13 protein-coding genes are annotated in these 11,338 nt (G+C 40.8%); 10 read left to right on the forward strand and 3 right to left on the reverse strand.

Features of this window, described 5'->3' with window-relative positions:
• Positions 1 to 110: 110 nt before the first annotated feature.
• The 3 genes from O3670_RS10380 to O3670_RS10390 form a co-directional block, all read right to left on the reverse strand.
• Positions 111 to 992, reverse strand: coding sequence for a DUF4300 family protein (locus tag O3670_RS10380; protein ID WP_371596115.1), 882 nt, complete (start codon positions 990 to 992; stop codon positions 111 to 113).
• Between the two features lie 116 nt (positions 993 to 1,108).
• Complete coding sequence (locus O3670_RS10385) at positions 1,109 to 1,780, reverse strand: DUF1129 domain-containing protein (RefSeq protein ID WP_371482580.1); 672 nt, start codon at positions 1,778 to 1,780, stop codon at positions 1,109 to 1,111.
• A gap of 68 nt (positions 1,781 to 1,848) precedes the next feature.
• Positions 1,849 to 2,793 (reverse strand): magnesium transporter CorA family protein, encoded by a 945-nt coding sequence (locus tag O3670_RS10390; protein ID WP_004183470.1) that lies wholly within the window; start codon positions 2,791 to 2,793, stop codon positions 1,849 to 1,851.
• A gap of 295 nt (positions 2,794 to 3,088) precedes the next feature.
• Here O3670_RS10390 and uvrA point away from each other — a divergent pair, with 295 nt between their 5' ends.
• The 10 genes from uvrA to nusB all read left to right on the forward strand — a co-directional run bounded on the left by uvrA (position 3,089) and on the right by nusB (position 11,250).
• Positions 3,089 to 5,914 (forward strand): excinuclease ABC subunit UvrA, encoded by a 2,826-nt coding sequence (gene uvrA / locus O3670_RS10395; protein WP_371596116.1) that lies wholly within the window; start codon positions 3,089 to 3,091, stop codon positions 5,912 to 5,914.
• Between the two features lie 93 nt (positions 5,915 to 6,007).
• Positions 6,008 to 6,250 (forward strand): DUF3923 family protein, encoded by a 243-nt coding sequence (locus O3670_RS10400; RefSeq protein ID WP_014632604.1) that lies wholly within the window; start codon positions 6,008 to 6,010, stop codon positions 6,248 to 6,250.
• A gap of 174 nt (positions 6,251 to 6,424) precedes the next feature.
• On the forward strand, positions 6,425 to 6,574 hold the full coding sequence (locus O3670_RS10405) for a hypothetical protein (RefSeq protein ID WP_014632605.1): 150 nt from the start codon (positions 6,425 to 6,427) through the stop codon (positions 6,572 to 6,574).
• 36 nt (positions 6,575 to 6,610) lie between these two features.
• Positions 6,611 to 6,811, forward strand: a complete 201-nt coding sequence (locus tag O3670_RS10410) for a hypothetical protein (RefSeq protein WP_004183464.1) — start codon at positions 6,611 to 6,613, stop codon at positions 6,809 to 6,811.
• A 265-nt stretch (positions 6,812 to 7,076) separates the two neighbouring features.
• Positions 7,077 to 7,937 carry a thioredoxin family protein gene (locus tag O3670_RS10415; protein WP_014632606.1) on the forward strand — a complete coding sequence of 287 codons (861 nt, stop codon included), beginning with the start codon at positions 7,077 to 7,079 and terminating at the stop codon, positions 7,935 to 7,937.
• 214 nt (positions 7,938 to 8,151) lie between these two features.
• Positions 8,152 to 9,213, forward strand: coding sequence for a M24 family metallopeptidase (locus O3670_RS10420; RefSeq protein WP_014635041.1), 1,062 nt, complete (start codon positions 8,152 to 8,154; stop codon positions 9,211 to 9,213).
• 18 nt (positions 9,214 to 9,231) lie between these two features.
• On the forward strand, positions 9,232 to 9,687 hold the full coding sequence (locus tag O3670_RS10425) for a deoxycytidylate deaminase (protein WP_002884736.1): 456 nt from the start codon (positions 9,232 to 9,234) through the stop codon (positions 9,685 to 9,687).
• A 115-nt stretch (positions 9,688 to 9,802) separates the two neighbouring features.
• On the forward strand, positions 9,803 to 10,363 hold the full coding sequence (gene efp / locus O3670_RS10430; protein ID WP_002884532.1) for an elongation factor P: 561 nt from the start codon (positions 9,803 to 9,805) through the stop codon (positions 10,361 to 10,363).
• A 70-nt stretch (positions 10,364 to 10,433) separates the two neighbouring features.
• Positions 10,434 to 10,823, forward strand: coding sequence for an Asp23/Gls24 family envelope stress response protein (locus tag O3670_RS10435; RefSeq protein WP_371596117.1), 390 nt, complete (start codon positions 10,434 to 10,436; stop codon positions 10,821 to 10,823).
• On the forward strand, positions 10,816 to 11,250 hold the full coding sequence (gene nusB / locus O3670_RS10440) for a transcription antitermination factor NusB (protein ID WP_002884506.1): 435 nt from the start codon (positions 10,816 to 10,818) through the stop codon (positions 11,248 to 11,250). Before O3670_RS10435 ends, nusB begins: the two co-directional genes overlap by 8 nt.
• The last annotated feature ends 88 nt before the right edge of the window (positions 11,251 to 11,338 follow it).

Consider the following 11,338-nt stretch of genomic DNA (forward strand, 5'->3'; position numbering starts at 1 on the left):
CTGAGGGTGTTTTTTTCTGCCTTGATTTTCTAAGCCTTTGTAATTTCTGGGGCTGACAGTGGAGAGTTTAATTTTATGCTTTAGGGGGAAAGAAAAACCAACTGGCCTTCTCATTCGTCTTGAGGAGCTAGTTGGTTGTTTTGTGGTATATAGAGTGTGTTTTCTAAGAAATCATCAAATTTTTGGTCGTTAACGAGGACATCAACATTATCTTTGAAGGCCTTGAAGCGGTTGGATAACCAGTGTGTTTTGATGTCTGCCCAATTGTTGAAGCGACTCCACCTGTAAGGAAGTGTAGGGTCCTGTTTTTCAAAGACATAGATACTGCCGTCTTTTTCGTAAGCTATAGCCGTGTGGAAATTGCTGACATCACCAGGGCTATTTTGAAAGACCGATAGGAGTTTAACCTTCTCTGGAAACTTGAGTCCAGCTTTTTTCCAAGCTTTAAGTAGATCGTCTGTAGACTGATAGCTGATATTATCCCCAAAGAGGAGACTGTAGAGAGCTTGATCCTTGGCAGTTAACTCTTTGTGGTGTGACCTAAGATCTATAAATTCGTTTTGAAGGGGGAGTTCTAATTTGGTGAGGTCCTCTGAGCTTGTAATAAGGTCGTGAAGAAGGAGGAAAGATGTTCGTCGACAGTTTAAGTCGTCAGTAAAGTGTGATTTATTCTCTTCAAAAGTTTTTTCATTAAGGAAGGTGACGAATTGATTTTGATCCTTGCCGATTTTACTTTTGGTCCAATTTTTGACAACAGGTTGGAGGTTTGTATTTTCCTGATTGTAACGACTAATATAAGGGGCTAGATTGTCCCAGTCTTTTGTCGGGATGCCCTTGCTTTTTAAGGCTTTTGCTAGTTGTTTTTCCTGAGTGGAAGACGTCACATTGTTAAAACTATAGTAAGCTTGATAGTTTTTCTGAGTATTCTTGTGGCCACAAGCCATAAGTAATAGGCAGCAAGCAATGATTAGTAGAGGGAATTTGATACGCATCTATTGGAATTCTTTCTTTTGTCTATTAACTTTAACATTTTAGTATAGAATAGCCAACTGTGTCAAGATTTCTGACGTAAAAAAGCACCCATAAGGGTACTTGAGGTTGAGATTGATTAAGATGCAGGTGCGTAAGTACTTTGGACGTTGTAATGACGTTTGAAGAAGTATTTGGCAACACCAGCAATGACACCAATGATAAGGATCACAATTGGTGAAAGACCAGGGTTGAGGTAGCTTGGAAGAAGGGCTGTAAGACTAAAGAGAGCAAACCATGCAATAAAAGAGAGTGTGATGACGGTCATGCTGAACCACCATTTTGGACGTTCTTCTTTTGGTTTGTTATTGTGACGGTAGATGTAGTGATAAGGGGTATACATAGCAAGACCGCCAATGAATGACACTGACAGAAGGGTTGTGAGGCCGTAACTAGTTTGTGTACCTGAGAAACCAAAGATTGCGTTCATGATAGCAACGATGGCTAGAAGGAAGAGTGAGGTATCAAGCCACATCTTCCAAGGTGTTTTATCTGTTTCAGGCACTTCTTTGCTAGGCTTACCAGTTTCAGGTTTTTGGTGTTTTTCAGGAGAGAAACTAGCTGCCCAAACAGTTGGAGCACCAAGGAGTCCACGTCCTGTGATTCCTTTTTTCTGGTTTTCGATAAGTTCAGGAATAATATCGCCAAGGATATCTTTGATTTCTTGGTCTGACTTACCATCTTTGATGAGTTGGTTGGTTGCGATGTGGATAAAATCTTGGTTTTTCTTGGTGAGTTTTTGGATGTCCATGAGATGACCTTTCGATAAATAGTATTATTTTTTAGTTTTGTAGTTTAGGGAAAAGAAGAGGCTCTATGTTAGAACCATTTTTTCCTGATAAAGTAGATAACAACGCAAGATGACCCGAAGGCTGCGATGAAAAAGATAACCCAAAAAGCATTATCTAAATCGTTTAGAGGCATAGAATTATTTTTAAAGTTCATGCCGTAGGCGGAGAAGATAACGGTTGGGATGTCCAGAGCCATAGTCATGAGAGCGAGTGTCTTCATGATAGTGTTCTGGTTGTTGCCGATGATAGAAGCAGCGGTTTCAGCCATGGCATTCAAGACATTTTCATAGATGCCTGCCATCTCAATGGCCTGTTGGGTTTCGACCAGTGTATCTTCCAAGAGATCCTCGTCCTCGATATATTTCTTCAAGCTAGAGGCGTTACCTGTTAGCTTTTTGACAATTCGCTCATTCATCTTAAGTGAGGCTTTTAGATAGACAATGGATTTTTCCAATTCCATCATGTCAATCAAGTGCTCGTTTTTAGTCGCATTTTCCAACTGAGCTTCCAATTTATCGCTCTGACGGTCGATAGAACGTAGGGCGGTTAGGAAGAGTTGAGCATTGCGATAGAGAATCTGAAAGACAAAACGGGTCTTCATAAAGGTGTAGAAGTTACGTACACGGTGGTTGAGGAAGTTGTCCATGAGGCTGATGTCCTCGAGACAGGTTGTAACAACCACCTCATCGGTAACGATGATACCCAATGGAATAGTGACGTAGTAGCTTTTGTTATTACGCTCTTCTTGGGTTGGGACGTCGACCAGAATCAGGGTGTAGTCATCTTCGACATCGATACGTGATGTTTCTTCCACGTCCAGAGGGGCACGGAGGTCTTGAATATCAATGTTAAAACGTTCTGCGACCTTCATGGCTTCTTCTTGGGAAGGGTTCACCAAATGAATCCAAGCACCAGGCTCGAATGTTTCAATTTCTTTGAATTCTTTTCCGGTGGATAAGAACATTTGTTTCAATGGGAACCCCTCCTTTGTCATTAGGTAAGCGCTGGCGTCTTGATTATAAAAGGATTTGTAGAATCGCTTTTAAGTAAAATAAACACTGCTCTTAGCTTTTTTTAGTGATGTCAAATGAGGCTTGGAACGATGTTCCTTGCCTTTTTTAGACACTCCAATATTATACTACATTTGAAACATTTTTGGGCTGGATAAATTGAAATTTTGTTATAATATGAGAGAAAGTCGGGATGGATTTTCCCTCCGTCTGTAGAAAGGAGCGGCAGTAGCTTTTGCGCTAGGGCCTCTTAAAAATATGCAAGATAAGTTAGTGATTCATGGAGCAAGAGCTCACAATTTAAAAAATATCGATGTGGAGATTCCGCGTGATAAACTGGTGGTGGTGACGGGCTTGTCAGGTTCTGGTAAGTCTTCTTTGGCCTTTGATACCATCTATGCAGAGGGGCAACGTCGTTATGTGGAAAGTCTCTCAGCCTATGCCCGCCAGTTTTTGGGAAATATGGAGAAACCTGATGTGGACTCGATTGATGGTTTGAGTCCTGCCATCTCCATTGACCAGAAAACAACAAGCAAAAACCCTCGTTCGACGGTCGGAACGGCAACAGAGATTAATGACTATCTTCGTCTTCTTTATGCCCGTGTGGGTGTTCCTTATTGTCCTAATGGTCATGGGGCCATTCAGTCATCCTCTGTGGAACAGATTGTGGACGAGGTTCTAGCTCTTCCTGAGCGTACGCGTATGCAGATTTTAGCGCCGATTATTCGTCGTAGAAAAGGGCAACACAAGGCCGTTTTTGAGCGCGTACAAAAGGACGGTTATGTTCGTGTTCGTGTAGATGGTGAGATTTACGATGTCACAGAAGTGCCAGAGTTGTCTAAGTCTAAAATGCATAATATAGAAGTAGTTGTAGACCGCTTGGTGAATAAGGATGGTATCCGTAGTCGTCTCTTTGATTCGGTGGAGGCGGCCCTACGTTTAGCAGATGGCTACTTGATTGTGGATACCATGGATGATAATGAGCTGCTTTACTCAGAACATTATTCTTGTCCGGTTTGTGGCTTCACAGTGCCAGAGTTAGAACCTCGTCTCTTTTCATTCAATGCGCCATTCGGCTCTTGTCCGACCTGTGATGGTTTGGGTAATAAACTGGAAGTTGATATGGATTTGGTTATCCCTGATGCTAGTAAGACCTTACGTGAAGGTGCTCTGGCGCCTTGGAATCCTATTTCGTCCAACTACTATCCAGCCATGCTTGAGCAGGCTATGGAGCAGTTCGGCGTGGATATGGATACGCCATTTGAAGATCTTAAAAAAGAAGAACAAGATTTGATTCTCTACGGATCTGGGGATCGTGAATTCCATTTCCATTATGTTAATGATTTTGGTGGGGTGCGTGATATTGACATTCCTTTTGAAGGGGTTGTGACTAATATCAATCGTCGCTATCACGAGACCAATAGTGATTTCACTCGCAATGTCATGCGAGGTTATATGAATGAGCTGTCATGTCCAACTTGTCATGGCTATCGTCTTAACGAAGCAGCACTCTCAGTTCGTGTTGGTGGTGAGAATGGTCTCAATATTGGTCAAATCTCTGATTTGTCTATTTCAGATCATCTTAAGGAAATCGATAACCTTGAATTAGGTGAAAACGAGGGAGTGATCGCTCGTCCAATTGTTAAGGAAATCAAGGATCGCTTGACTTTCTTAAATAATGTAGGCCTTAATTATTTGACCCTCTCTCGTATGGCTGGAACCCTTTCAGGTGGTGAGAGTCAGCGTATCCGTTTGGCGACACAGATTGGCTCTAACCTTTCTGGAGTCCTATATGTGTTGGATGAGCCTTCTATTGGGCTTCATCAGCGTGACAATGATCGCTTGATTTCAAGTCTTAAAAAGATGCGTGACTTGGGCAATACCCTGATTGTGGTGGAGCATGATGAAGATACCATGCGTGAGGCTGACTGGCTTATCGATGTGGGACCTGGTGCGGGTGCTTTTGGTGGTCAAATCATGGCCTCTGGGACCCCAGAGGAAGTTGCTAAGAACAAGAAATCAATCACCGGGCAATATCTGTCAGGTGCAAAATCAATTCCTGTTCCTCTGGAACGTCGTGTAGGTAATGGTCGTTTTATCGAGGTTAAAGGTGCTAGTGAAAATAACCTGAAGAATGTATCTGTCAAGTTTCCACTTGGAAAGTTGATTGCAGTCACTGGTGTTTCTGGTTCGGGAAAATCGACTTTGGTTAACGGAATTCTCAAGAAAAAAATTGCCCAAGAGCTTAATCGAAATAGTGAGAAACCTGGTAAACACAAATCAGTGACAGGAATCGAGCATATCGAGCGTTTGATTGATATTGACCAAAGTCCAATTGGGCGTACACCTCGTTCTAATCCAGCGACTTACACCGGTGTCTTTGACGATATTCGTGATCTGTTTGCCCAAACTAATGAGGCCAAGATTCGAGGTTACAAGAAGGGACGTTTCTCTTTCAATGTCAAGGGTGGCCGTTGTGAAGCCTGCTCTGGTGATGGTATTATCAAGATTGAGATGCATTTCTTGCCTGATGTTTATGTCCCTTGTGAGGTTTGTCATGGCACACGCTATAATTCTGAGACCCTAGAGGTTCGTTATAAAGGGAAAAATATCGCGGAGATTCTGGATATGACAGTTGATGACGCGGTTGACTTCTTTGCGGCTATTCCTAAGATTGCTCGTAAGGTGCAGACAATCAAGGATGTAGGGCTTGGGTATGTGACCTTGGGACAACCAGCAACAACCCTATCAGGTGGAGAAGCTCAACGTATGAAGTTGGCTAGTGAGTTGCACAAACGCTCTACTGGGAAGTCCTTCTACATTCTGGATGAACCGACGACGGGTCTTCATACAGATGACATTGCACGTCTTTTGAAGGTGCTTCAGCGTTTTGCGGATGATGGCAACACTGTTCTCGTGATTGAGCACAATCTGGATGTTATCAAGACCGCAGACCATATTATTGATTTGGGTCCTGAAGGCGGTGTCGGTGGAGGTACTATTGTTGCAACAGGGACTCCAGAAGAGGTGGCAGCTGTTCCAGAAAGCTACACAGGACAATATCTGAAAGAAAAATTGACATAAAGAAAAAGGCTCTTTGAGTCTTTTTTTGCTTTAGGCTGGTTTAAGTTGAGCTTGCTATTCTATGGTTAAGAACAAACATACAGGAGTCAGACTATGGTTAAAAAGCGTTTTTTTATAGGCTTTAATGGTATTCTTCTAGCCCTATTTCTAGATATTTGTCTTTTGATTAGCATCCGTACAGTGGATCATCACGGCCATTTTCAATCAGCAACAGATAAATGGGAAACTTTGCTTTACGTTTTAGGAATTTATTTTACTTTTCTCCTTTTTGAGGTTATTTTTTATCTTATTCTGAAACACCGTAGAAATAAACAAGTTTTGGAACAGGTCTTATAAAGGCCTGGATTTTTGTGTTGAGTGATAGTGACATTTATGTCACTATTTTTTTGAAAAGAGAGAACCTATAATGACCTTATAGCCAAACCCACTAGGTTACCAAGACAACTAGTTTTTGAATAGTCCAAGTGGTTATTGCTGTATTTATTTTTTGACAAGAAAGGAGAAATAAGAATGCGAACTAAGGCATATGGCGAAGAGCTGACTGCTGAAACCTTAGAAAATGTCACAGGGGGTGATTTTGTATCTAGACCTCAAACCTTACCTGAACGATTGGGTTGGAACAAATGGTGGTTGAAAAGAAGACCTCCTTATGGCGATTAGAAGTTACCATGAGTACCAAATATGGGAAAGAGAAATATGGATAAACAGAAGAATAATCTTATCAGAAGTTTAAGCATTGTTATCGTGATCGTCTGGCTATTTATTGTGATGATAAATGCTACGCTAAGTTTCACCGAAGGCGTTGCTTTTATTGACCATTGTCTCGTCTGGTCAACACTTTCGCTAGCTTTTTCTTTGTTTGCGCTTAGGGTAGCGGGTAAGGACAAGGAGAAATGATTTTCTCTGCTAATTACTATAGTCTCAGGTTGAGTTTATATACTTAGCCTTTTCTTTTGTCTTTAATCCTATGGAATGGTGACATCTATGTCACTATTTTTTATCTTGTTAAGCTCTTATAATGAAGTCATAGCTTGAACTTAGTTGTTAAAGCGCTAATTAAATAGAAAAAGGAGAGAAACATGGTAATTAGTGTCATGGTACCCTTGCTTTTGTTAATGGGTAAAAAGTAAGATGTCACACAGTAAACAAATAAGGAGAACACATGAAGAAAATACAATTTATTTTGATGGCGAGTTTTGTTTTAGGTACTTGTCAGTTAGCAGTGCTTAGTGGTGCAGCAGATGAGCTAGATGTTAGGGAGGTCGCTACAGAGCTAGCCAGTGATTTTGTTGAAAATGGTGAAGTAGGGAGTGTGCAAGATTCTTCCGAAACAGCTTCCGAACAAGTGGTTGAGAAGGCTGAATCTAATAGTGAGACAAAGGAAAATCCTCTTCTTCCATCATCACAGACAGGAGTGGCTGAGACAGAAGTGAGGTCCGAAGAGGTTTCGGTTGAAACTTATGAAAAGAATCTTGAAAACCTGAAGCAGGTCTCTTATAGTGATGTCACAAATATGTTGACTGAAGATGGTGGGGACCATATCCTTTATGTTGGCCGGCCAACCTGCTATTATTGTCGTCAAAATTCTCCAGTTTTGAAGGATTTCAATACCCTGATTGATGGTCAGCTTCTTTATTACAATACAGATTCGGATCAGCTGGACCGTGAGTCTCGTAAAATACTATTTGATAAGCTAGGTATTCCAGGGACTCCAAGTGTCATTCGTCTCAAAAATGGTCAATTGGTTTCTGGCTATCTTGGCAGTGCTCCAGATGCCCAAGCTATTTATCAGGCTGTTTTTAAGGAAGAAACTGAGAAAACGGAGACACCAGAGGGAACAGAGGTAGTAGAGAAGGCGGAAAATCCCTTACCTGAATCCCCCTCTGAAGATACTATCAAGTATGGTGGTGAGAATACAGTTAATCATACAGACCAGTCTGTTAATAGCCTAATGTCTCAAATTAAGCAAGTTTTTAGGAATCTAACAGACCTGCTTATAAGTCTTTTAGGGAAATTTTTCTAACAGACTATTTTCTACGTCGAGAAATAAAAGAATTTATCAAATATGATTACCAACTATCTACGAAAAGCGAGCCTTTGTATAATGCTAATAAAGTCAGAGTTTGATCTGGCTTTTTCTTTATGACATCAAAAAAACAATCTAAAATGTCAATTTAATCCTTTAAAGTCTGAAAATTTGGTATAATTAACCTAAAATACCAAAGGAGTAATTCATAATGCAACGTAGACTTGAACGATTTGATGCCAAACTTTCCCAATCAGGCCTTGATGCCTTGTTGGTGACAGGACAAAAAAATATCTATTATTTAACAGATTTCTGGGGGACAAATGCGACTGTCTTCATTACTAAGAATCGTCGCCTCTTCTTAACGGATTCACGTTATACCCTCATTGCCAAACAATCTGTGCATGGCTTTGATATTATCGAAAGTAAGGATCCACTTAAGGATATTGTTAAAATTATCGAGGCTGATAACCTTGAAACAATCGGTTTTGATAATCAGGTGTCATTTGCTTACTACCAAGGTCTTCAAGCGATTTTTGAAGGCTACACTTTGTCACCACAAAGCAACTTCATGGAAGAGTTGCGTATGATCAAGGACGAAAAAGAATTGGCAACTATCCGTAAGGCTTGTTCTATCTCAGACCGTGCCTTTACAGATGTGCTTGATTTCATTAAACCAGGTCAAACAACAGAGCTACAAGTAGCAAACTTCTTAGATTTCCGTATGCGCGAGTACGGAGCTTCAGGGATTTCCTTTGAGTCTATCATTGCTTCAGGCTACCGTTCAGCTATGCCTCACGGGGTTGCTTCAGAAAAGGTTATTCAATCTGGTGAGACCTTGACTATGGACTTTGGTTGTTACTACAACCACTACGTTAGCGATATGACTCGTACTATCCATATTGGTGACACTACTGATGAGGAGCGTGAAATTTATGATATCGTTCTACGTTCTAATCAGGCCTTGATTGACGCGGCTAAGGCTGGCATGACACGCCGTGACTATGATAAGGTTGCGCGTGATGTTATTGTCGAAGCGGGATACGGTGATTACTTTACACATGGTATCGGACACGGTATCGGTCTTGACATTCACGAGATTCCTTACTTTGGTAATTCTGATGAAACTATCGAAGCTGGCATGGTCTTGACGGACGAGCCAGGTGTTTATTTGGCTGATAAATATGGTGTTCGTATCGAAGATGACATCATTATCACAGAGAATGGTTGTGAATTGATTACCCTTGCGCCTAAGGAATTGATTGTTCTCTAAGATTTGGAGGAATACTTTATGCCAAACCGTTTATCTTGGCAAGATTATTTTATGGCTAATGCAGAGCTGATTTCTAAGCGTTCTACGTGTGATCGTGCCTTTGTTGGGGCTGTTTTAGTCAAGGACAAGCGTATTATCGCTACAGGTTATAACGGCGGGGTTTCTGAGACTGATAACTGTAACGAAGTAGGTCACTACATGGAAGATGGTCATTGTATTCGTACGGTACACGCAGAGATGAATGCCCTTATCCAATGTGCCAAAGAGGGGATTTCTACCAAAAATACAGAGATTTATGTGACGCATTTTCCTTGTATCAACTGCACCAAAGCTCTCTTGCAAGCTGGTATCGTAAAGATTACTTACAAGGCCAATTATAGACCGCACCCATTTGCGATTGAGTTGATGGAACAAAAGGGTGTTTCTTATTTGCAACATGATGTCCCAGAGGTTCACTTAGGAATGGATGACTAGTTTGTTCTTTGAAAAAAGCCTGAGGATTGGGTTTGAATCTATAAAACATTTGAGCCATGCTGTCATTTATGGTAGAATAAACTGATAATAATTTTTTACAAAGAGGTATTTAATAATGATTGAAGCAAGTAAACTCCGTGCGGGTATGACTTTCGTAACTAACGATGGCAAATTGATCAAAGTTCTTGAAGCTAGCCACCACAAACCTGGTAAAGGTAATACAATCATGCGTATGAAATTGCGTGATGTTCGCTCAGGTTCAACTTTTGATACTAGCTACCGTCCAGAAGAAAAATTTGAACAAGCAATCATCGAAACAGTACCAGCACAATACTTGTACCAAATGGATGATACTGCATACTTCATGAACACTGAAACATATGACCAATATGAAATTCCAGTAGCCAACGTTCAAGAAGAATTGAAATTTATCCTTGAAAACTCAGAAGTAAAAATCCAATTCTACGGAACAGAAGTTATCGGTGTGCAAGTACCAACAACTGTTGAATTGACTGTTACTGAAACACAACCATCAATCAAGGGTGCAACAGTTACAGGTTCAGGTAAACCTGCAACACTTGAAACTGGTCTTGTGGTTAACGTTCCAGACTTTATCGAAGCTGGTCAAAAATTGGTTATCAACACAGCTGAAGGTACTTACGTATCACGTGCCTAAGCCCGACTAAGTCTTTCAAACCATTGGTTTGAAGGCTTTATTTTCCAAACTAACGGAAAGGAAACATGCGATGACTACAGAAAATATCGGTGAAATTGTAATTGCCCCTCGCGTGCTCGAAGTGATTACAGGTATCGCTGCAACTAAAGTGGAAGGTGTTTACGCCCTTCAAAATAAAAATGTTACGGATAGTCTCAGCAAAACAAGCTTGGGACGTGGTGTTTACCTCCGAACAGAAGAAGATGGTACTGTAAATGCTGATATCTACGTTTCACTTCAGTATGGGGTTAACGTACCAGCGGTTTCAATTGAAATTCAAAAGGCTGTTAAAGCAGCTGTCTATGATATGGCAGAAGTGGCAATTTTAGAAGTCAACGTTCACGTTGAATCTATTGTTACTGAAAAGTCACAAAAACCAGACTTGGCTGAATTGTTTAACGAGGATTTTTTGAATGACTAATATCTTTAAAGATTCACGTCGTGACCTTCGTGAGCGTGCTTTTCAAACGCTTTTTGCCCTTGAATTTGGTGGTGAAGCTCTGGAACAAGCACATTTCGCTTACACTTATGACAAGCCAATTGACGAAGAAACTGAAGTTGATGTACCAGCCTTTCTCCTTAGCCTAGTAACAGGCGTCCGTGAAGAGTTGGCTCAACTTGATAGTCAAATTGAAGAAAAATTGAAAGAAGGTTGGAGTCTCTCACGTTTGATTGTGACAGATCGTACCCTCCTTCGTTTAGGACTTTATGAAATCACGTCATTTGAAGAAACACCAGGACGTGTGGCTATCAACGAAATCATTGAAATCGCTAAAAAATATTCTGATGAAACATCTGCTAAGTTCATTAACGGTGTACTTAGTCAGTTCGTGACAGATGAAGCATAAGCAAAAGAAGTTGAACACTATTTCAACTTCTTTTTTCTACAAATTTAACAAGAAAAAAAGTCGCAAGCGGAGATTTCTTGCGACTTTT

It is taken from the genome of Streptococcus sp. 27098_8_74, from assembly GCF_041431705.1.
Lineage (GTDB): Bacteria > Bacillota > Bacilli > Lactobacillales > Streptococcaceae > Streptococcus > Streptococcus salivarius_E.

Coding starts and splice junctions, on each gene's coding strand:
- O3670_RS10380 (WP_371596115.1), bottom strand. CDS start 992: ATGCGTATCAAATTCCCTCTACTAATCATTGCTTGCTGCCTATTACTT.
- O3670_RS10385 (WP_371482580.1), bottom strand. CDS start 1,780: ATGGACATCCAAAAACTCACCAAGAAAAACCAAGATTTTATCCACATC.
- uvrA (WP_371596116.1), top strand. CDS start 3,089: ATGCAAGATAAGTTAGTGATTCATGGAGCAAGAGCTCACAATTTAAAA.
- O3670_RS10400 (WP_014632604.1), top strand. CDS start 6,008: ATGGTTAAAAAGCGTTTTTTTATAGGCTTTAATGGTATTCTTCTAGCC.
- O3670_RS10405 (WP_014632605.1), top strand. CDS start 6,425: ATGCGAACTAAGGCATATGGCGAAGAGCTGACTGCTGAAACCTTAGAA.
- O3670_RS10410 (WP_004183464.1), top strand. CDS start 6,611: ATGGATAAACAGAAGAATAATCTTATCAGAAGTTTAAGCATTGTTATC.
- O3670_RS10415 (WP_014632606.1), top strand. CDS start 7,077: ATGAAGAAAATACAATTTATTTTGATGGCGAGTTTTGTTTTAGGTACT.
- O3670_RS10420 (WP_014635041.1), top strand. CDS start 8,152: ATGCAACGTAGACTTGAACGATTTGATGCCAAACTTTCCCAATCAGGC.
- O3670_RS10425 (WP_002884736.1), top strand. CDS start 9,232: ATGCCAAACCGTTTATCTTGGCAAGATTATTTTATGGCTAATGCAGAG.
- efp (WP_002884532.1), top strand. CDS start 9,803: ATGATTGAAGCAAGTAAACTCCGTGCGGGTATGACTTTCGTAACTAAC.
- O3670_RS10435 (WP_371596117.1), top strand. CDS start 10,434: ATGACTACAGAAAATATCGGTGAAATTGTAATTGCCCCTCGCGTGCTC.
- nusB (WP_002884506.1), top strand. CDS start 10,816: ATGACTAATATCTTTAAAGATTCACGTCGTGACCTTCGTGAGCGTGCT.